This is a genomic window from Streptomyces sp. NPDC046977, from assembly GCF_040644455.1.
GTDB lineage: Bacteria > Actinomycetota > Actinomycetes > Streptomycetales > Streptomycetaceae > Actinacidiphila.
Genome location: NZ_JBEYWO010000017.1, coordinates 34,053 through 54,640, shown reverse-complemented (window position 1 = coordinate 54,640; position 20,588 = coordinate 34,053). Strand labels below are relative to the sequence as shown.

General features: G+C 73.5%; 20 protein-coding genes. 12 read left to right on the top strand and 8 right to left on the bottom strand.

Features of this window, described 5'->3' with window-relative positions; translation table 11 throughout:
• Positions 1-13: 13 nt before the first annotated feature.
• From ABZ883_RS24095 to ABZ883_RS24085, 3 genes are all read right to left on the bottom strand, one after another.
• The gene (locus tag ABZ883_RS24095) at positions 14-523 is read right to left on the bottom strand and encodes a methylated-DNA--[protein]-cysteine S-methyltransferase (RefSeq protein ID WP_360909303.1); all 510 of its coding nucleotides are present in this window, start codon (positions 521-523) and stop codon (positions 14-16) included.
• Positions 524-556: 33 nt separating this feature from the next.
• Positions 557-2,122, bottom strand: coding sequence for an AlkA N-terminal domain-containing protein (locus ABZ883_RS24090; protein WP_360909301.1), 1,566 nt, complete (start codon positions 2,120-2,122; stop codon positions 557-559).
• Positions 2,123-2,198: 76 nt separating this feature from the next.
• Complete coding sequence (locus ABZ883_RS24085) at positions 2,199-2,630, bottom strand: hypothetical protein (protein WP_360909299.1); 432 nt, start codon at positions 2,628-2,630, stop codon at positions 2,199-2,201.
• A 193-nt stretch (positions 2,631-2,823) separates the two neighbouring features.
• Between ABZ883_RS24085 and ABZ883_RS24080 the strand changes: the two genes are divergently transcribed.
• The 12 genes from ABZ883_RS24080 to ABZ883_RS24025 all read left to right on the top strand — a co-directional run bounded on the left by ABZ883_RS24080 (position 2,824) and on the right by ABZ883_RS24025 (position 15,623).
• A complete protein-coding gene (locus ABZ883_RS24080; RefSeq protein ID WP_360909297.1) occupies positions 2,824-3,663 on the top strand; it encodes a hypothetical protein in 840 nt (279 codons plus the stop codon).
• A 575-nt stretch (positions 3,664-4,238) separates the two neighbouring features.
• On the top strand, positions 4,239-5,531 hold the full coding sequence (locus ABZ883_RS24075) for an ABC transporter substrate-binding protein (protein WP_360909295.1): 1,293 nt from the start codon (positions 4,239-4,241) through the stop codon (positions 5,529-5,531).
• 44 nt (positions 5,532-5,575) lie between these two features.
• Positions 5,576-6,430 (top strand): sugar ABC transporter permease, encoded by an 855-nt coding sequence (locus ABZ883_RS24070; protein ID WP_360909293.1) that lies wholly within the window; start codon positions 5,576-5,578, stop codon positions 6,428-6,430.
• Positions 6,430-7,362 carry a carbohydrate ABC transporter permease gene (locus ABZ883_RS24065; protein ID WP_360909291.1) on the top strand — a complete coding sequence of 311 codons (933 nt, stop codon included), beginning with the start codon at positions 6,430-6,432 and terminating at the stop codon, positions 7,360-7,362. The genes ABZ883_RS24070 and ABZ883_RS24065 overlap by 1 nt, the downstream gene beginning before the upstream one ends.
• Positions 7,359-9,470 (top strand): alpha-galactosidase, encoded by a 2,112-nt coding sequence (locus ABZ883_RS24060; RefSeq protein WP_360909289.1) that lies wholly within the window; start codon positions 7,359-7,361, stop codon positions 9,468-9,470. Before ABZ883_RS24065 ends, ABZ883_RS24060 begins: the two co-directional genes overlap by 4 nt.
• Before the next feature lie 56 nt (positions 9,471-9,526).
• The gene (locus ABZ883_RS24055; protein ID WP_360909593.1) at positions 9,527-10,285 is read left to right on the top strand and encodes an SDR family NAD(P)-dependent oxidoreductase; all 759 of its coding nucleotides are present in this window, start codon (positions 9,527-9,529) and stop codon (positions 10,283-10,285) included.
• Between the two features lie 50 nt (positions 10,286-10,335).
• Positions 10,336-11,091, top strand: a complete 756-nt coding sequence (locus ABZ883_RS24050) for a FadR/GntR family transcriptional regulator (RefSeq protein ID WP_360909287.1) — start codon at positions 10,336-10,338, stop codon at positions 11,089-11,091.
• On the top strand, positions 11,088-12,233 hold the full coding sequence (dgoD, locus tag ABZ883_RS24045; protein WP_360909285.1) for a galactonate dehydratase: 1,146 nt from the start codon (positions 11,088-11,090) through the stop codon (positions 12,231-12,233). The genes ABZ883_RS24050 and dgoD overlap by 4 nt, the downstream gene beginning before the upstream one ends.
• Positions 12,227-13,027: a hypothetical protein gene (locus ABZ883_RS24040; protein WP_360909283.1), complete on the top strand. Its 801-nt coding sequence runs from the start codon at positions 12,227-12,229 to the stop codon at positions 13,025-13,027. The genes dgoD and ABZ883_RS24040 overlap by 7 nt, the downstream gene beginning before the upstream one ends.
• A 27-nt stretch (positions 13,028-13,054) precedes the next feature.
• On the top strand, positions 13,055-13,690 hold the full coding sequence (locus ABZ883_RS24035) for a bifunctional 4-hydroxy-2-oxoglutarate aldolase/2-dehydro-3-deoxy-phosphogluconate aldolase (RefSeq protein ID WP_360909281.1): 636 nt from the start codon (positions 13,055-13,057) through the stop codon (positions 13,688-13,690).
• The gene (locus tag ABZ883_RS24030; protein ID WP_360909279.1) at positions 13,687-14,571 is read left to right on the top strand and encodes an SMP-30/gluconolactonase/LRE family protein; all 885 of its coding nucleotides are present in this window, start codon (positions 13,687-13,689) and stop codon (positions 14,569-14,571) included. The genes ABZ883_RS24035 and ABZ883_RS24030 overlap by 4 nt, the downstream gene beginning before the upstream one ends.
• A complete protein-coding gene (locus tag ABZ883_RS24025; protein WP_360909277.1) occupies positions 14,568-15,623 on the top strand; it encodes a sugar kinase in 1,056 nt (351 codons plus the stop codon). The genes ABZ883_RS24030 and ABZ883_RS24025 overlap by 4 nt, the downstream gene beginning before the upstream one ends.
• 33 nt (positions 15,624-15,656) lie before the next feature.
• Here ABZ883_RS24025 and ABZ883_RS24020 read toward each other — a convergent pair whose 3' ends face one another.
• The 5 genes from ABZ883_RS24020 to ABZ883_RS24000 form a co-directional block, all read right to left on the bottom strand.
• Entirely contained in the window at positions 15,657-15,872 is a 216-nt protein-coding gene (locus ABZ883_RS24020) for a hypothetical protein (protein ID WP_360909275.1), read from the bottom strand.
• A 635-nt stretch (positions 15,873-16,507) separates the two neighbouring features.
• Positions 16,508-16,834, bottom strand: a complete 327-nt coding sequence (locus tag ABZ883_RS24015) for a plasmid stabilization protein (RefSeq protein ID WP_360909273.1) — start codon at positions 16,832-16,834, stop codon at positions 16,508-16,510.
• 34 nt (positions 16,835-16,868) lie between these two features.
• Entirely contained in the window at positions 16,869-17,960 is a 1,092-nt protein-coding gene (locus tag ABZ883_RS24010; RefSeq protein ID WP_360909271.1) for an NAD-dependent epimerase/dehydratase family protein, read from the bottom strand.
• Between the two features lie 80 nt (positions 17,961-18,040).
• Positions 18,041-19,234: an aminotransferase class I/II-fold pyridoxal phosphate-dependent enzyme gene (locus ABZ883_RS24005; RefSeq protein ID WP_360909269.1), complete on the bottom strand. Its 1,194-nt coding sequence runs from the start codon at positions 19,232-19,234 to the stop codon at positions 18,041-18,043.
• A 47-nt stretch (positions 19,235-19,281) separates the two neighbouring features.
• Positions 19,282-20,550, bottom strand: coding sequence for a GNAT family N-acetyltransferase (locus ABZ883_RS24000; protein WP_360909267.1), 1,269 nt, complete (start codon positions 20,548-20,550; stop codon positions 19,282-19,284).
• Positions 20,551-20,588: the final 38 nt, after the last annotated feature.

Sequence of the window (20,588 nt, the reverse complement as noted above, 5' to 3'; positions counted from 1 at the left end):
GCGGTTCTCCCGTTCAGCCGGCGCGGTGGCCGGACTCCAGCGCCAGCAGGTGCTCCTTGCGGGCCATGCCCCCGGCGTAGCCGGTCAGCGCGCCGCTGGAGGCGATCACGCGGTGGCACGGCCGGACGACCAGCAGGGGGTTGCGGCCGATCGCGGCGCCCACCGCGCGGGACGAGCTGCGCGGGATGCCGCAGCGCTCCGCGACGTCGGCGTAGGAGAGGGTCGTGCCGTAGTCGATGCTCTCCAGCGCCTTCCACACCTGCTGCTGGAACGGGGTGCCGGCCGTGGTGAACTCGATGTCGAAGCGGGTCAGTTCGCCCGCGAAGTACGCCGTGAGCTGGTCGAGGATCCCGGCGAACGCCGCCCGGTCCTCGCGCCAGCCGGGCGCGGGGGAGGCGACGCCGCCCTTCTGCCCGGGAACGGACAGCGAGGTGAGCGCCGTGCCGCCCCCGGCGGTCGCCGACTCCTCGCCGACGAGCAGGAGTTCGCCGAGCGGGCTGGGCGTCGTGGTGTAGACCGTCATCGGTCCGGTCCTTCCGTCGTTCGTGCGGTACGGCTACGAGTCTGGTCCCTCGGCGAGGGTGGTGCTGGCGGGATTCGGACGTCGCATTCCCGCTGCTCCGGCACCCGGCGGTTCACCCCGGGACAGGGTCTGCGCGGCGTTCCAGAGGTGGTGCACGGCGTAGCTGCGCCACGGCCGCCAGGACTCGGCCTCCTCCAGCGGGACCCCCGCCAGCGCGGCGCCCGCGCGCACCCCCGCGTCGTCCTCCAGTAGGACGTCCGGGTCGCCCAGAGCGCGCATCCGCAGGTAGCCGGCCGTCCAGGGGCCGATGCCGCGCAGGGCGAGCAGCGCCTTCTCCGCGGCGTCCCGGTCGGCCCCCGGGTCGAGGGCGACGGTGCCGCCGGCGAGCGCGGCGGCGAGGCCGCGCAGTGTGTCCTGGCGGGCACCTGGCATGCCGAGTTCCTCCAGCGACGCCCCCGCGAGGGTGTCCGCCGTGGGGAACAGATGCGTGAGGCCGCCGCTCGGCGCGGGCAGCGGCGTCCCGTACGCCGCCACGAGCGCGGCGCCCAGGTGCCGTCCCGCGGCCAGGGTGACCTGCTGGCCCAGGACGGCGCGGACCGCCATCTCGTGCGGATCGGCGGTGCCGGGCGCGCGCATGCCGGGGCGGAGCGCGGCCAGCGCCCCCATTGCCGGTTCCGCGGCCAGCCGTTCGGCCACCGCGTACGGGTCCGCGTCCAGGTCGAACAGGCGCCGGATGCGCTGGGTGGCGGTGGTCAGGTCGCGCAGCTCGCTCAGGTGCAGGCGGCACTCCAGCCAGCCGCTGCCGCTGCGGGCGGACTCGCCCACCTCGGCGACGGCGTGTCCGCCCGGCAGGCGCAGCGTACGGCGGTACGTGCGGTCGCCGGGGAGGCCGGTGACCTCCTCGATGCCCCGCAGGGCGCGCCGCTCCAGGTGGTCGAAGACCTGCCCGGTGTCGTAGCCGCCCCGGTAGGCGAGCCGCAGCGGCACCCCGGCGGCGGACACCGCGTCCGCGCCGCCGGTGGCGACGGCCGCGGAACGTCCGCTCGCGGGCCGGGCCGCGCGCAGTTCGGTGGGGGTCATGCCGTAGATCTCGCGGATCGTGTCGTTGAACTGGCGCACGCTGGCGAAGCCGGCGGCGAACGCGATACCGGCCGCCTGCATCCCCGTCGTCTGGAGCAGGATGCGCGCGGTGTGCGCCCGCTGGGCCCGCGCCAGGGCGATCGGCCCGGCGCCGACTTCCGCGTTCAGCTGCCGCTGCACCTGGCGGGCGCTGTAGCCCAGGCGTGCGGCGAGGCCTGCCACGCCCTCGCGGTCCACGATGCCGTCGCCGATCAGCCGCATCGCCCGGCCGACGACGTCCGCCCGCACATTCCACGCGGCCGAGCCGGGGACGGCGTCGGGGCGGCACCGCCGGCAGGCCCGGAAACCGGAGCCCTGCGCGGCGGCCGCGGTCGGGTAGAAGCGCACATTGCGCTGCCTGGGCGTCACGGCGGGGCAGCTGGGACGGCAGTAGATCCCCGTCGTCGTGACGGCGAAGAAGAACTCGCCGTCGAACCTGGCGTCCCGGCTGCGCACCGCCTCGTACCTGCGGTCGTCCATCGTCACCACTCCACTGTGCGGCATCCCGCGGGCGAACACCGGCGGATATCGGACACGGAGTTCCGGCGGTGGCCGGTCAGGTGCCGGTGGCCGTGCGGGCGCGGGCCACGTGGCCGATTCGCCACGCGAACACCGCCGCGCCGAGGAAGAGACCGGCCAGCGCGCCGAGCACGGAGCCCAGGCCGAGGGTGGAGTCCGGCGAGATCCACCACTCCACGGTCTCTCCCAGTACACCCAGCGCCAGCGTGGTGGCGAAGGCGGCGACCGCCGCGCTGCGCCGGCCCGGCGGCCGGGTCCGGTACAGCTCGGCCACGGGAGCGGCACCGGCGAGGACAACAAGCCAGGCGGTGGGGAACGCACTGCTCGGCAGCAGCCCGAGCGGCCAGGCGATGAGTCCGAGGACCGTCAGGGGGACGAGTCCGACGAGCAGGAACCCGACGACAGCGACGAGCAGATCGCGGGCCCGGTACGTCACGGGGCCGGTCGCGGACGTCTCCTCCTCCGACATGCCCGGAGCGTACCGGCCTGTCCCGCCCGGTGGGCACCCCCGCGACCCGAGGGGTTTCCGGAGGCGCGCCGTCCCCCGCTGGACACCTGGGAGCGGTGGTGCGGGCGGTAAATGGTTACGGCGCTGTCGGTGCCGCGCACTACAGTCCGCACAGCTCACGCACAACGTCAACACGCAACAGGGGTGGGATCTGATGGGCACGTCCAGGCGCATGCGCCTTGCCGTCACGGTGGGGGCCGCGGTCGTCGCGCTGACCGCGACGGCCGGCTGCGAGGCCGCGCACGACACGGCGGAGGCCGTGGGCAAGGCGGACACGATCGCGCAGATCCTCGCGCGGGTCACCGACCGCACCGAGAAGGTCGGGTCGGCGAAGGTCGACTTCACCACCGACCCCGGCCAGGGCGCCCCGGTCGAGATGGTGGGCACGTTCTCGTGGGGCAAGGGCATCGCCTACGACGTCATGATGGACACCAAGGCGGCCCAGCTGCAGGCGCTGCAGAACGACGCCAAGCTGCACGCCCTGATGGTGGACGGCTCGTACTACTACAACGTGGACCCCCAGCCCGCGGGCCCCCTCAAGGGCAAGCACTGGGCGCGCGTCGACATGTCCGCGATCCTGGGCGAGCAGGTCGCGGAACAGGCCCAGCAGTCCAACGACCTGACCTCGGGGCTGCGTTACATCGGCCTGTCCAAGGACACCGAGGACCTGGGCGAGGAGTCGGTGCGGGGCGTCACGGCGCACCACTACCACGCCACTGTGGGCAAGAAGGACCTCGGGGCCATGGGCGACGCGATGTCCTCGAAGGACAAGAAGAACCTGCTCAACTCCATGACCGGTTCGGTCGACAGCATCGACATGGATGTCTGGGTCGACGGCAAGGACCTGCCGGTCCGGATCGTCGAGGTGATGGGCAAGGTCAAGGTCACCATCGACTTCCTGAAGTTCGGCAGCGCCAAGGCCGTGACGCCGCCTCCGGCGTCGGACACCGCCGACCTCAGCGCCCAGGTGCGGGCGGCCCAGTCGGGGTCCTGACCGCCGCACGAACGCTTCACGAACGCCCCCGTCCGCGCCCCGCGGACGGGGGCGTTCGTACGTCGTGACGTGCGCACAGCCATGGTTTCGCGACCCCGTTTTTAAGTTAATTAGCAATTAATATTGACAGGCTCCGGTGGTGCCGCCACAGTTTCCGCCGTGGCACCGGCGCCCGGCCCGACCGGGGTGGGTGCCCGTGCAACCCAACTCCCGGGAGAGACCAGTGGCTTCGCATCGTGCAGGGGTGAGCGGCGCCTTCGGCCGCACGCTCCGCGGGATCGCCGGCCGGGGCGACGGTGTGCTCGCCGGGTTAACAGGGGTGGGCGGCCGCGTCCACCGGACCGGACTCTGAGCGTCGCTCCGCCGGTCCACCTCGCCCCGCGCTTGACCAGCTTGTTCGCTCCATCTGGTGCGCCCCCGGGCCTCGTTCGATCCGAGGCGCACCACCCCAGAAATAAATTAGTAATTAATCTTGACGGCGCGCTGACCACTGCGACAGTCTGTTCCTGCCGCACCCAGAGCCGGGCCGTCAGGGGGCCTCAGCTCCGTTCCGTGGGCACATTAGGAGTACACAGATGACCGCCATCAACGCCAGCCGCCGCCGGTTCCTCGTGGGAGCCGGCGCAGTCGGCGCCGGCGCACTGCTGAGCAGCTGCGTCACCCAGAGCCCGGCCGCATCCGGAGGAAAGTCCGGCGGCCCGGTGACCCTGCAGTCCAACCTCTCCTCCCCGCAGGCGAAGACCGCGATGCAGGAGATCGTCGCCGCGTTCGACAAGCGCGGGACGACCAAGGCGCAGCTCAACACCGTCGCCTCCGAGACCTTCCGCACGCAGCTGCCGACGTACCTCACCTCCGCCAACCCGCCGGACGCGTACACCTGGTACCCCGGCTCCGTCGCGGAGTCGTACGCCAAGAAGGACCTGCTCCTCGACATCAGCGACGTCTGGGAGAAGCCCGAGCTCGCCGGCTACTCCGACGCCCTGAAGAAGCTGTGCACCTCGACCTCCAGCGGCAAGAAGGTCTTCGTGCCCACCAGCTACTACTGGTGGGGCATGTTCTACCGGAAGTCGAACTTCCAGAAGTGGGGCGTGCAGGAGCCCAAGAACTGGGACGAGTTCCTGGACCTGTGCGACAAGCTCAAGAGCAAGGGCGTCGCCCCCATCGGTCTCGGTGCCGGCGGCGACACCCCGTGGGTCGCCTCCGCCTGGTTCGACTACCTGAACATCCGGGTCAACGGTGCCACTTACCACCGTGAACTCCTCGCGGGCAAGCACCGCTTCGACGACCCCGAAGTGCGCAAGGTCTTCGACACGTGGGACCAGGCGCGCCCGTTCTTCGACCCCAACGGCACGGCGATCCCGTTCCAGGACGCCACCACCGCTCTGCTCCAGGGCCGCACCGGCATGATGCTCATCGGCACCTTCTTTGCCGACGCCGCGCCGAAGGACGCCCTCGGGGACCTGGACTTCTTCCAGTTCCCGATCATCGACCCCAAGGTGCCGGTCGCCGAGGAGGCGCCCACCGACGGCTACTTCGCCAGCGCCCGCAGCAAGCGTGTCGACGGCGTCAAGGAGCTGCTGCGCTACCTGGCCACCGCCGAGTCGCAGGAGCTGTACATCAAGAGCTCCTCGGGTACGGTGCTGCCCACCCACCCCGACGCCAAGGACGCCGGCACCCCGCTGGTCGCCAAGGGGCGCAAGCTCGTCGAGAGCGCCGCGGAGATCACGCAGTTCTTCAACCGGGACTCCAGCGACGCCCTCCAGCCGACCGCGGACACCGCGCTCGTGCACTACCTGGCGAAGCCCAAGGAGATCGGCTCCATCCTGACGACGTGGCAGCGCAGCGCACAGAAGATCTGGAGCCAGTGACAATGGCGCTGATCGGCTCCACACGACGGTCCAGGGCCACTCGGGTGCCCCCGGTGGTCCTGGCCTTCGTCCTCATCCCGCTGCTCGTCGAGGCGTTCTGGGTCTTCTGGCCGGCCCTCCAGGGGTTCTACCTCTCCCTGACCTCCTGGGACGGGCTGGGCGCCCCGAAGTTCGTCGGTCTCGGCAACTTCAGCGAGATGGTGCACGACGCGGTCTTCCGCACCGCCGCGATCAACACGGTGCTGTGGCTGCTGCTCTTCGGCGGGCTCTCCGCCGTCCTCGGACTCGGTGCCGCGCTGCTGCTCCAGCAGGAGCGGCGCGGCATCGCGTTCTACCGGGCGGCGCTCTTCCTGCCGGTGGTCTTCTCGCTGGTCGCCACCGCCCTGGTGTGGCAGGCGATGTACCAGCCGGACGGCCTGATCAACAACGTCCTCGAGGCGATCGGCCTCGGCGGCCTGAAGCACGCATGGCTCGCCGACCAGGACACCGCCTTCTACGCGGTGATCGTGCCCGCGCTGTGGCGCCAGGTCGGCTATGTCATGGTGCTGTACCTGGCCGGGCTCAAGGGCGTCGACCCGGCGCTGTACGAGGCGGCGAAGGTCGACGGCGCCACCCGCTGGCAGCAGTTCCGGCACATCACCCTGCCGCAGCTGCGCAGTGTCAACGCGGTCGTCCTGTCGGTCATCGTGATCGACTCGCTGCGCTCCTTCGACGTCGTGTGGGCGCTCACCCGCGGCGGCCCGTACCACTCCTCCGAAGTGCTGAGCACCTACATGTACTCCACAGCGTTCCAGTCCCTGCGGCTGGGATACGGCTCCGCGCTCGCCGTCGTCATCTTCGTGCTGGCCTTCGGCGTCATCGCGAGCTACCTCGTGCGTGCCTTCAGGGAGGCCGACTGATGACCGCCACCCACGCCGCCTCGCGCGTCAAGGACCACGAGGACCACAAGGACGCAGCGGACCGGGCCGGTCAGGTCCCGGCCGCGCGGCCCCGCCGGTCCCCGGGGCGCGGCCGTGCCCTGCGCACCGCCGGCTTCCACCTCTCCGCGGGACTGCTGTCCGCGCTGTGGCTGCTGCCGATCGCCCTCGTCCTGGTCACCAGCACGCGGACGTTCGACGACATCGCCGCGCACGGCGTCGGCAGCTGGCCGCACTCGTTCACCTTCGACAGCTTCCGCCAGGCGTGGGTGGACGGCGGCCAGCAGCGCGCCCTCATCAACAGCATGCTGGTCACCATCCCCACCGTGCTGCTCTCGCTCGGCCTCGCCTCCATGGCCGCGTTCGCGCTCAGCCGCTACGACCTGCCCTTCCGGCGCGTCCTGCTGCTGCTCATGCTCGGCGGCAACCTGCTGCCCCCGCAGATCCTGCTGATCCCGGTCTCCAAGCTGAGCGAAGTGCTCGGCATCTACGACCAGTTGTACGCCCTGATCGGCGTGCAGGTCGGCTTCGGCGTCGGCTTCTACGTCTTCGTCCTGCACGGCTTCATGCGGTCGATCCCCGGCGAGATCCAGCAGGCCGCCGTCATCGACGGCGCGAACCCCTGGCAGATCTACTGGCGGATCATCCTCCCGCTGGCCCGCCCGGCGCTGGCCGCGCTGTGCGCACTGTCGTTCACCTGGATCTTCAACGACCTGCTGTGGGCCATCACGGTGCTGCGCACCGACACGCAGATGCCCATCACGGCGTCCCTCATCGGACTCCAGGGACAGTACGTGTCGATGTGGAACGTCATCGCGGCCGGCTCGGTGATCGCCGCCGCCCCGACGGTGGCCGTCTTCCTCCGCTTCCAGCGCCACTTCGTGGCCGGACTCAACCTCGGAGCCGTCAAGTGACCGCGCACGACCGGTGGCTGTTGCGCACCGACACCACCACCTATGCCGTCACCCTCGGCGGCGAGGGCCGCTGGGCCGAGCTCGCCGCCTGGGGGCCGCACGGCGCCGAGGACGGCCCGTCGCCCCTGGACTGGTCGCGCCGCACCCACTTCATCACGCCCGCCGACGCCGCACCGGCCGAGTACATCCCGTACGGGCTGCGGCCGTTCACCGGCGCCGACCTGATCGCCTCCCGCCCCGGCGGCGACCGCGGCAGCTGGTGGCGGTTCACCGGCGCCACGCAGGACGGCGACCGCGGGCTGCGCCTGGAGTTCGCCGACGACCTGCTCGGCCTGCGCACCACGCTGTGCTACGAGACGGTGCCGGGCACCGACGTCGTCCTGCGCTGGACCGAGCTGACCTGCACCGGGGACAGCGACGTACGGCTGGAGCGCTTCGACTCCGCCGCCGTCAACGTCCCCGTCCAGGGCGGAGCGCGGCTGAGCTACCTGTCGGGCCAGTGGTCGCAGGAGTTCCAGCTGAAGGACGTGACGCTGGAGCGCGGGCGCTTCGAGATGGAGAGCACCCAGGGCTCGGCCGGACACGCCTACCACCCCTGGCTCGCGATCCAGGACGCCGCGTCCCCCGCCGAGGGCGCCACCCCCACCTACGGCATCGCCCTGGAGTGGTCCGGCAACTGGCGGATCACCGCCGACGCCGAGCCCGGCGGCGCGGTGCGCGTGCGCGCCGGCCGGGTGCCCCACGAGGGCGCGGTCCGCCTCGCCCCCGGCGCGACGCTCGTCACGCCCCGGCTGGCCTGCGCGTTCAGCCCCGACGGGCTCGACGGACTGGCCCGCGTCTGGCACCGCTACGAGCGGCACCTGACCGGCGGGCGCATGGACCGCCCCCGCAAGGTGCTCTACAACTCCTGGGAGGCGACCGGCTTCGACGTCGACGCCGGGAACCAGCTGGAGCTGGCGCAGGTCGCGGCCGAACTCGGCGCCGAACTCTTCGTGGTCGACGACGGCTGGTTCGTCGGACGCCCCGACGACACCGGCGGCCTCGGCGACTGGGACCCGGACCCCGCCGAGTTCCCCGGCGGGTTCGACCGGTTCGTCGAGGACGTCCGGGCGCTGGGCATGGACTTCGGCCTGTGGGTGGAGCCCGAGGGCATCAGCCCCCGCTCGAAGCTGTACGCCGAGCACCCCGAGTGGGTGTACCGCATCGACGGCCGGCCCGCCACGCTGGTGCGCAACCAGCTGCTGCTCGACCTCGGCCGCGAGGACGTCCAGGACTTCGTCATCGGCACCCTCGACCGGCTGCTCGGCTCCCACGCCATCAGCTACCTCAAGTGGGACATGAACCGGCCCCCCACCGAGCGCGGCCGCCCCGGCCACCCGGCGGGCGCCGACCCCGAGCTCCAGGACCTCGACGCCGCCCACATCGCCGGCTACCTGCGGGTGCTGGACCACCTGCGCGCCGCCCACCCGCACGTCACCGTCGAGGGCTGCGCGGGCGGCGGCGGACGCGTCGAGCACGCCACCATCGCGCGCACCGACGTGGTGTGGCCCAGCGACAACACCGCGCCCATGGACCGGCTGCGCATCCAGTACGGCTACCTGCACGCGCACGCCCCGCACACCATGAGCTCCTGGGTCACCGACGCCCCCGGCGTCTTCGACCCGCGGCCCCGCTCGCTGGCCTTCCGGTTCGTCAACTCCGCCGCCGGCGTGCTCGGCATCGGCGCCGACATCCGGCACTGGACGCCGGAGCAGCGGGCCGAAGCCGCGCGGTGGATCGCCCGCTACAAGGAGGTCCGCGACGTCGTCCACCACGGCGAGGTCCACCTGCTGGGCAGCCCCGCCGACGCGACGTGCGGCATCCAGTACGAGGAACCGGGCGGCGCCCGCCTGGTCGTGACGGCCTGGAACACCGGGACGCTCGACGGCGCGCCCCTGGTGCCCGGCCGGGCCGCCCGGCTCCGGCTGCGCGGCCTGGCCCCCGACACCGTCTGGACCGACACGGCCACCGGAACCCGCTACAGCGGCGCCCATCTGCTGCACTCGGGACTGCCGTTCGCGTGGACGGCACAGCACGACGCGGAGCTCGTCGTCCTGGCACGCCAGTGACGGCCGGGCGACAATCTGCACCCATGGCACGGAACGAACAGGAGACGACCAGCCCCATGAACCCAGCGGCCCGCTTCACCAACCGCGTCGCCGTCGTCACGGGTGCCGCCTCCGGCATCGGCGCCGCCACCGCGGCGCGACTGGCCGCCGAGGGCGCCGCCGTCGTGCTCGTCGACATCGCGGCAGAGCGCGGGGAGGAGATCGCCGCCGGGCTGTGCAAGGACGGCGCGCGCGCCGTCTTCGTCGCCGCGGACGTCGCGAGCGAGGACGACTGGCGGCGCGTCGTCGACGCCGCGCACGCCTTCGGGCCGGTCGGCGTCCTGGTCAGCAACGCCTACACGGTGCGGGTCGCCCCCGCCCACGAGACGAGCCTCGCGTCCTGGGAACGGCAGTTGTCGGTCAACCTCACCGGTGCCTTCCTCGGCTTCAAGGCGGTCCTGCCCGACCTGCGCCAGGAGCGCGGCGCGGCGGTCCTCACCTCGTCCGTCCACGCCCACCACGGCATCCCCGGCCACCCGGCCTACGCGGCGAGCAAGGGCGCGCTGCTGTCGCTGTGCTCGCAGCTCGCCGTCGAGTACGGACCGGAGGTGCGCGTCAACGCCGTGCTCCCCGGGCCGATCCTGACCGCCGCATGGGACCGGGTACCGCAGGACGAACGCGAGCAGAGCGTCGCCGAGACGGCGGCCGGCCGCTTCGGCACCCCCGAGGAGGTCGCCGCCGCCGTCGCCTTCCTCACCGCCGAGGAAGCCTCGTACATCACCGGAACGAGCCTGGTGGTCGACGGCGGCTGGAGCGTCGTCAAATCCTCCGCCTGACACCCGGAGAGCCGCTCCCGTCCCGAACGACCAGCAAGAAAGGCATACACATGACGCCATACGCGCGCCGCGGAGTGCACGGCCAGACCGTGGAGACCCTCGCCCGCCGAGTGCTCAGCGGCGAGATCCCCGAGGGAGCGACGCTCGACATGGCGGCCCTGCAGGACGAACTGGACGTCAGCCTGACGGCCCTGCGCGAATCGCTGAAGGTGCTCGCGGCCAAGGGCATGGTCGACGCCCGGCAGAAGCGCGGCACCTTCGTACGGCCGCGCGCCGACTGGAACCTGCTCGACGCGGACGTGCTGCGCTGGCAGTTCTCCGAGAGCAACGGCTCCGGCGCCGACCAGGCGCTGCTGCGCAACCTCGGCGAGGTGCGCGGCATCATCGAACCCGCCGCCGTACGGCTGGCCGCGTCCCGCCGCACCGACAAGGACCTGGAAGCGCTCGACGCGGCCCTGGCCGCCATGGGCGAGGAGGGCAGCGCGAGCCACGCCGTCGAGGCCGACCTCGCCTTCCACCGCGCGCTGCTGGCGGCCACGCACAACGAACTGCTGGAACGCATGGAGATGGTCATCGAGTCCGGTCTCGCCCAGCGTGACGAGATCGTGCACAGCGCCCCCCACAGCGAGGACCCCGTGCCGAGCCACCGTGCCGTCCTGGACGCCGTGCGCGACCGGGACGCGGACGCGGCGGAGAACGCCATGCGTGCCCTGCTCGACCAGGCGATGCGCGACCTGGACAAGGTCAGCGGACCGCACGGCAGCGAGCAGCCCCCCACCGAAGAGAAGGACGACCCCGCAAAGTGAAGATCGCGCGCATCGAGACGTTCCTCGTGCCGCCCCGTTGGCTGTTCTGCCGCATCGAGACCGACGACGGCGTCGTCGGCTGGGGCGAACCCGTCGTCGAGGGCCGCGCCGAGGTGGTGCGGGCCGCCGTCGAGGTGCTGGCGGAACAGCTCATCGGCAAGGACCCGTTGCGCATCCAGGACCACTGGCAGGTGCTGACCAAGGGCGGCTTCTACCGCGGCGGTCCGGTGCTCTCCAGCGCCGTCGCGGGCATCGACCAGGCCCTGTGGGACATCGCGGGCCGCACCCTCGGCGTCCCCGTGCACACCCTGCTCGGCGGGCCGGTGCGCGACACCGTCCGCGTGTACGCCTGGGTCGGGGGCGACGAACCCGCCCGCCTGAAGGACGAGATCACCGCCCAGGTCGAGGCCGGCTTCACCGCCGTCAAGATGAACGCCGCAGGCGCCACGCCGCCGCTCACCAGCCCCGCCGAGACGGCCGCCGTCGTCGAGCGCGTCGCCGTGGCGCGCGAGGCGCTGGGCGCCCACCGCGACGTCGCCGTGGACTTCCACGGCCGCTTCAGCGCGGCCAACGCGCGGCGCGTGCTGCACGAGATAGCCCCGCTGCACCCGCTGTTCGTCGAGGAGCCCGTGCTGCCGGACCAGGCGCATCTGCTCCCCGGCCTGGTCGCCGCCTCCAACGTCCCGGTCGCCACCGGTGAACGGCTCTACGGCCGCGCCGACTTCCTCACCGTGCTCAACGCCGGTGTCGCCGTCGTGCAGCCCGACCTCTCGCACGCGGGCGGCATCTCCGAGGTCACCCGGATCGCCGCGCTCGCGGAGACCTTCGGCGCCCACCTCGCGCCGCACTGCCCGCTCGGGCCCATCGCGCTCGCCGCGAGCCTCCAGGTCGCCTTCGCCACGCCCAACTTCCTGATCCAGGAGCAGAGCCGGGGCATCCACTACAACAAGGACGCCGACCTGCTGTCGTACGTGGTCGACCCCGAGCCGTTCCGCTTCGTCGACGGGCAGGCCCGCCGCCCCGAGGCGCCCGGTCTCGGCATCGACGTCGACGAGGAGGCCGTGCGCGCCGCGGACCGCACCGGGCACGCCTGGCGCAACCCCGTCTGGCGGCACGCCGACGGCTCCTTCGCCGAATGGTGACCGCGCCGCGGCCGGTGCCGCTCACCGTCGCCACCGACCCGGCGCACGGCGGCCGCTGGACGTCGCTCGCCGGCGGCGGCCGCGAATGGCTGTGGCACCGCGAGGAGCCGCGCCGCGCGGGCGTCGTGCCCGGTGACGCCTTCGCTGACGCCGGGGGACTGGAGGAGTGCGTGCCCACCGTGCGCGGACTCCCCGACCACGGGGACGCCTGGTCGCGGCCGTGGCGGGCGGACGGCGACGGGTACACCGTGGAGTGCCCCGACTTCCGGCTGACCCGCCGCGTCACCGCCGAGGCGGGCGCCGTCGTCGCCGCGTACACGCTCCGTGCCGAGCCCGGCTACCGCTTCGTGTGGGCGGCCCACGCGCTCCTGGACCTGTCGCCCGCCGCCCGCCTCGGCGTCGACGGGCGGCCCGCCGCCCGGCTCTACCCGGACGAGGGCGCGACCCAGGTCCCCGGCACCTGGCCCACCGTGGGCGGCTTCCCGCTCGACGTGCTCGGGCCCGACGACGGGACCGCCGTCGGCGCCGTCGTCGACACGGGCCGGATGACGGTCACCGACGGCCCCGACACGCTGCACCTGACGCTCGAGGCGGAGGGACAGCCGGTCGCCGTCGCGCTGTGGCGCAACCTCGGCGCCTTCCCGGCCGGCGCACCGTACCGCTCCACCGGCGTCGAGCCGATGCTCGGCCGCGTCTTCGACCGCGCGGGAGCGAAAGAGGGCGACACGGCCGTCGTGCCCGCCTCCGGCGAGGTCTCGTGGCGGCTGACCGCCACCGCGACCCGCCGCACCTGAACCACCCACCAGCAGAAGGGATGTCGGATGGACCTGCTCGCAGCGCTGCGCACCCACCGGCTGCTCGCCATCGTCCGGGGCAACGACCCGGACGCCGCACTCAAGACCGTGCTCACCCTCGCCGAGGAGGGCGTCACCCTCATCGAGGTGTCCCTCACCGGGCACGGCGCGCTCGACGTGATCGCCCAGGCCCGCGCCGCGCTCGGGCCCGGGGCCACCCTCGGCGCGGGTACCGTGCTCAGCGCCGACGACGCGCACGACGCGCACCGCGCCGGCGCCGCCTTCCTCGTCACCCCCGCGCTCGGCGACGGCGTCACGACCGGCCGGGAGCTCGGACTGCCCGTCCTGGCAGGCGTGATGACCCCGACCGACGTCCTCCAGGCCCTCAAGCTCGGCGCCCAGGCACTCAAGCTCTTCCCCGCCGGCAGCGCGGGCGGCCCCGGCTACCTGCGGGACCTGCGCGCGCCCTTCCCCGACCTGCCGTTCGTGCCGGTCGGCGGCGTGGACGCGCCGGCCGCCGCCGCGTACCTGGCCGCCGGGGCCCTCGCGGTCGGCGTCGGCTCGCCGCTGGTGGCGGACGCCGCCGCCGGCGGCAGCCTGGCCGCGCTGCGCGAGCGGGCACGGGAGTTCCTGGACGTCGTCCGCGCGGAGCCCGCGCCGTGACCGCCGCCGGCACCGCGTACGAGGTCGTCGGCGAGGAACGCCTCGAACTGGGCGAGGGCATCCGGTGGACCGACGGCCGCGTCGTGCTCACCGACATCCTGACGGGCCGTCTGCTGACCGCCCCCGCCTTCCGGACGGTGGCCCAACTGTCCGTGCCGCTGGGCGCGGTGGCCCCCGTCGAGGGGCGCCCCGGGCACTGGATCGCGGCGGCCGGCACGGGCATCTGCCGCATCGACCCCGCCGGGCGGGTGCGCTGGCTCGCCCGGCCCGAGGACGGCGCGTTCGAGCCCATGCGCATGAACGACGGCGTCGCCGACCCGTACGGCCGCTTCTGGGCGGGCAGTATGGCCTACGCGGCGACCGAGGACGCGGGCTCCCTGTACCGCGTGGACCGCGACGGCAGCGTCACCCGCGTCCTGCGCGGCATCACGGTGCCGAACGGGCCCGCCTTCACCGCCGACGGCCGCACGATGTACCTCGCCGACAGCGCCCGCGGTGTCGTCCGGCGCTACCCGGTCGACGTGGCCGGCGGTGAACTCGGCGCGCCCGAGACCTTCGTGACCCCGGACTCCGGCAGCCCGGACGGCATGACCGTCGACGCCGAGGGCGCCCTGTGGACCGCGGTGTGGGGCACCGGCCAGGTCCGCCGCCACCTCCCCGACGGCACGCTCGACCGCGTCGTGGAACTCCCCGCCGCCCAGCCCGCCGGACTGTGCCTCGGCGGCCCGGACGGCCGCACCCTCCACGTCACCAGCGCCACCATCGGCCTCGACGCCCCGGGCCCGCTCGACGGCGCCGTCTTCGCCGTCCGCGTCGACGTCCCCGGCACCCCCGCCGCGCCCTACCGCCCCACCGGCCCCGAACCGGAGGACGGCCCGTGACCACCGACGCGCTCAAGCTCGGCCCGGGCCCCGTGGTCTGCGTCGGGGAGACCATGGCCGCGCTCGTACCGGACCCCCTCGGGCCGCTGGAGAACGCCGACCGGCTCGGCGTCGCGGTCGCCGGCGCCGAGTCCAACGTCGCCCTCTACCTCGCCGACCACGGCGTGCCCGCGCGCTGGGTGTCGGCCGTCGGCGACGACCCGTTCGGCCGCCGCGTCCTCGCGCGGATCGCCGCGGGCGGCGTCGACGTCGGCGGCGTGCGCGTCGACCCGGACCGCCCCACCGGGCTGCTGTTCAAGGACCCGGGCGAGCACGGCACCCGCGTCCACTACCGCCGGCGCGACTCGGCGGCGTCGGCCCTCACCGAGGACCTGCTCGACGACCCGGCCCTGCACGGCGCCGCGCTGCTCCACCTCAGCGGCATCACGCCCGCCCTGTCCGGCAGTTGCCGCGCCCTCGTCGAGCGCGTGCTGCGCCCCGGACGTCCGTGCCCCGTCAGCTTCGACGTGAACCACCGCCCCGCCCTGTGGAGCGACCGCGCCGCCGCCGCGGAGGTGCTGCGCCCCCTCGCCGACCGCGCCGACATCGTGCTCGTCGGCCTGGACGAGGCCCAGGCGCTGTGGGGGGACGCCGTCACCGACGCGCCCTCGGTCCGCGCGCTGCTGCCCGGGCCGCGGATCCTCGTGGTCAAGGACGGCGCCCGGGCCGCGACCGCCTTCGTCGGCGCCGACGCCCGCACGGTTCCCGCGCTGACCGTCCGCGTGGCCGAACCCGTCGGCGCGGGCGACGCGTTCGCCGCCGGCTTCCTCGCGGGCCTGCACCGCGGCCTCCCCGTCGAGCGCGCGCTCCGGCTCGGTCACCTGACCGCCGCCTCGGCCCTGCGCGTCCCCGCCGACCACGGCCCGCTGCCGGCCCCCGACGTCCTCACCGCGCTGCTGACCGCCGACGAGACCACCTGGCGCCGGACGTCCGTGGGCTTCGAGGACACCTCCGCGCCGCGGATGCCGGAGCCGGGCGATCTCCGTACCGTGGACAGCCACTCGACCGCATGACGGGTGTCCCCGCACCTCGCGGCAACCCGCCGCTCACGTGACGTGCGGGTCCACGGGCGGCCATGGGTAGCCGAGTTGCCCGGCATCGTGCGACCCGCCCCAGACCTCCGCAGTGGTACGGGGATCGCCCGCGATCAGACGCGCCTCCAGGTGCTCGGCCTGGACGGCCGGGTCCTCCGCGGAGATCGGGAGAGTCGTCCCGAACTGGAGCCAGGGCCGGGCCGCCCCGGTCCGAATGCGGGGATGCATCAGGACGACGTGGATCCGGTCGGGTTCCGCGCGCGAGTCCCAGACGCCTTCCAACTCGCAGTCCCACCGGACCAGCCAGTCCCCTCGTCCCCTCAGCCTCGCCTCGAGCAGCCGTGCGACCGCTCCGGCCGGCTCCTCCCAACCGCGGTCCTCTCCGGCCCGTCGGACCTCCGCCGCGTACTGACCGGCGGCGAAACGGAGTTCCGGAAGGCCGGCGTCCTGATGGGCAGGGTCGCGCCAGTCCGACCAAACCACCTGCTCCCCTTCGGACCTGACAGTCACGTAGAGAGCGCCACAGCACCCCTCCTCGCCGCACCCGGCCCGGGCGAGCCGAACCTCATGGGGCGTCGCAGAGGCACGCAGCGACCCGTCCGGCCCCAACAGGTACCGGGGGCTCACCCCCACGCCACGGGGGAACACGTCGTCCAGCAGATCCCGGCCGCTGACGATCGCGCGGACCTCCGCAACGCCCTGACCGGGCGGCGGGCAGACGATACGGAGACTGAGACGTTCTGGTTCCGTGGTCATCGGCCGATGATCGCGGAGCCGACTGGAGCTGTCACATGAATTTGCCCTGGTACGACGCCGCGTGACGCGCCGCGGGTCCGAGGAGTCAGGAAACCCGACCCGGGGGGTCAGTTCTCGCCGAGAGCCCGCTTGAGTTCGGCCTTGTTCATGTGCGAGCGGCCGTCGACGCCGCGTCGGCGCGCCTCCGCGTACAACTGGTCGTACGTGGGGCCCTGCGCGCCGTGGCCCGAGCGCAGGCCGCCGCGGCGGCCCGAGGACATGTCGTCCAGGGAACTGCGGCTCGCCGTCCTCGACTCGCCCGCGCGGGCGCGTTCCTTGTTGACGGTGCGGGCGGCGATCTCCTCCGCGCGCTTCTCGCTCACGCCGCGCTGCTCGGCGCTCTCCTTGATGTGCTCGTACTGCCGCTCCCGCTTGGGGCTGGAACCCGCCGGCATGACCGTCACCTCACCTTTCGTCTCGTATTCGCGCTCAGGGCCGCGAGCCGACACCCGTCGCGACCTCGTGGAGCCGCCCCACGGCCCCGCTCGGCGCCAGCACGGCGGTGGACGCCCCGCTGCCCTCGCGCAGGCCCTCCAGGAACTCCTCGACCGCGTGAGTCGCGCTGTGCTGGGGACGCCAGCCGAGTTCCCGCCGGGCCCGGCCGGTGTCGAGCAGCGGCAGCCGCAGCACCGCGTCGAAGAGCCCGGGGGAGGACGGCACGAGGTGCAGCCGCCAGGCGCCCGCCAGGGCGGCACGCACCGCGGCGCGCGGCATCCGCACGACCTGGGCGCCGAAGATCGAGGCCAGTTCCGCCGCGTCGAGCGGCGGCTCCGCGGCCAGGTTGAAGGGGCCGCGCACCGGCCGCAGGACGGCCCTGCGGTAGGCATCGGCGTCGTCGTCGGTGTGCAGCGCCTGGAAGCGCAGGCCCCGCATGTCGGGCACGACCGGCACGAGTCGCGGCCGGACCAGCCGTCCCGGCAGGAACGGCCCGGCGAACAGGCGCCGTTGCTGCGCGGCGGACTCCTTCTTGAAGAGGAAGCCGGGCCGCATGCGCACCACCCGTACCTGCGGATGGTCCGCCTCGTACCCGTCGAGGTACCGCTCGATGTACGCCTTCTCGCGGCAGTACGCGGCACCCGGCCAGCCGTGTGTGGGCCATGACTCGTCGACCGGGTGGTCCTTGGGACCGGGGGAGTACGCGGCCACGGACGAGGCGTGCACCAGCGCCGGGACGCCGGCCGCCGCGACGGCGTCGAAGACCCGGATGCCGCCGAGGACGTTGGTGCGCCAGGTGACCGCCGGATCATGGCTGGGCTGGAGCAGCCACGCGAGGTGGACGACGGCGTCGGCGCCGTGGAAGAGGTTCGTCAGCCGGGTGCCGTCGTCCGTGATGTCGGCGCCGACCCACGTGGTCCTCGGCGGCCGCCAGTCCGCGGGTACCCGGCGGGCGATCCCGGTGATCCGGGCGACCGCGGGGTCCTCGCCGAGCGCCCGCACCAGGCTGGTGCCGACATTGCCCGTCGCCCCCACGACCACGACGTGCAGCCCGTCGCGGGGCCCGTGTGCTGGAGTGCTGGTCACGGTGCTCGCCTCCTCGACGCTCCTTGACGCTCCGCGTTCCCGTTTCGCGTTCTTGGGGCGGCTACCCGTGCCCGCCGGATTCAGACGGCCGGGCCGGCGGCCGCGGCGGCCGCCATGCGGCGCACCGCCTCCGTGATCACCTCCGGGCAGGTCGCCAGGTTCAGCCGTACGTGGCCGGTGCCGCCCGTGCCGAAGTCGGGGCCGGGGCTGAAAGCCACCCGGCCCTTGTCCAGGAACACCTCCGACGGGTTCTCGCCGAGGCCCAGCGCGCGGCAGTCCAGCCAGGCCAGATACGTCCCCGGGGCGGGCCGGTAGCCGACGGACGGCAGCCGTTCGGCCAGCAGGGAGCCGAGCAGCCGGCGGTTGCGGTCCAGGTCCGCCAGGACGGCGTCCAGCCAGTCGCCGCCCTCCCGCAGCGCCGCGGTGTGCGCGATGACGCCCAGGTGGCTCGGGCCGTGCCCGACCTCCTCCGGCATGCGGGCCAGGTCCTCGGCCGCGGCGGGCCCGGCGAGGGCGAGCGCTGCCTTGAGCCCGGCCAGGTTCCACGCCTTGGACGCCGACATGAGCGACAGCCCGCTCTCCGCGCCCGGCACGCTCAGGTACGGCACGAAGACCGCGTCCGGAGCCACCACGGGGGCGTGGATCTCGTCGGCCACCACCCGCACCCCGTACGCGCCCGCCAGCGCCGCCACCGCCTCCAGTTCCGCGGCGGTGTGCACCGTGCCCGTCGGGTTGTGCGGGCTGCACAGCAGGTACGCGGCCCGCCCGCCGTCCGCGGCGCACCGTGCGAAGGCCTGCTCCAGGGCGTCGAGGTCCAGCCGCAGGTCCGGCCCGAGCGGTGCCTCCACCACGCGCCGGTCCATGTGCGTCACGAACTGGTAGAACGGCGGGTACACCGGGCAGTTGACGATCACCGGGTCACCGGGCGAGGTCACCAGTTTCAGCATCTCGACGACGCCGAGCATTACGTCGGGGACGATCGCCGCGCGCTCGCGCACGACACCGTCCCAGCCCCAGCGGTCGCGGGCGAAGGCCGCCAGCGCGTCGGCGTACCCGGTGCCCGCGGGGTAGCCGGTGTCGCCGATCGCGATAGCCTCGGTGAGCGCCCGCGCCACCGGCTCCGCGAGCGGGACGTCCATCTCGGCCACCCACAGAGGCAGCACGTCGGCGGGATAGGACCGCCATTTCATGCTCGTACGGCGCCGGAGCTGGTCGAGCGTGAGCCGGTGGAGGGGGCCGGGAGCGGACGCGGGTGCGGCTGACGGCGTGGTCATGACACCAACATAGGGCGGAACCGCGTCCGTGCCGCCCCTCGTGACGCTCATGTGCGGCCGTAGCGGACGCTGTGCTCCGCGAACTCCAGCGCCATGTCGCTGGTGACCGTGGGGCGGGTGGAACGGATGGTGCGCAGGTAGTCGTCCGTGGTGGCCTGCGCCTTGCTCCCCGTGTCCAGTGTCCGTTCGAACGTGGTCTGCGCGACGGCGCGCGCGGCCTGCTTGATGTCCGCGGGCGTGAAGCCCTCGCTGGCGTCGGCGAGCGCCGTGGTGTCCGCGTCGGCACCCGCCTTCGCGAGATAGCTCCCCCACAGCGCGCGACGCGCCTCGTGGTCGGGCGGGCCCACCGGCAGCACGTAGTCGAACCGGCCGTGCCGCAGGAACGCCGGATCGAGGGCGGCGACGGTGTTGGTCGCGCAGATCAGCAGCCGGCCGTCGCGGTCGCGGAACCGCACGATGGACTTGAGGAGTTCGTTGACCACGCCCACGGAGGCGGGGTCGGCGAGATTGCGGCGGCCGGCGACCTCCTCCACCTCGTCGATGAAGACCAGCACATGGTCGAGCTGCGCGATCTCGTCGAAGCGCCGGCCGAGCCCGGGGGCGATGCCGCCCTCCAGGGCCAGCCGGGACGGGAACAGCTCCACGAAGGGCCAGCCCAGCCGGCTCGCCACCGCCTGGGCGAAGGTGCTCTTGCCCGTGCCCGGCGGCCCGAACAGCACGACGGCCTGCGGCGGTTCGACCCCGTGCTCGTCGGCGAGCTCGGCATGGGCCAGCGGAAGCACGATCCGGCGCTCGATCAGGGACTTCTCCCGTCCCATCCCGGCGAGCTTCTCCCACAGCCCGGCGGGCGGTACGAGCGCGCCGAGCGAGGCCAGCAGCGCCGGGTCCTGGGCCGTCACCGCCTGGGTCTTCTCGAAGTACGTCAGGCCCTGCCGCCGGGTGAAACCGGAGTTGCACAGCGCGGCGGTACCCGTCTCCTCCTCGGGCAGCACGGCGGCCAGCGTCCGCGCCCCGGCCGCCTGGAGCCGGTGCTCCACCGCGGACAGCAGCGCGGTGCCCAGGCCCAGGTTCCGCCACGACGGATGGAGGCTGATCCGCAGTACCCACGCACGGTCCCCGTCGACCCGGCCGATCGCCGCCCCGATGAGGTGGCCGTCGGCGATCGCCACCACGCTGGGGTGCTGCGCCTGAAGGGCGGCGACCGCCTCGGAGAGACGGAAGACGGCGGGCTGGTCGGTGGTGCCGCTCTCGGCGTCCAGGCGCACCACGGCCTCGAGATCGTCCGGGGTGAAATCACGTACGTGCCACACGGCCATGGCCAGCCTCCACGCGCGACGTCCTGCCGTCCCCCCAT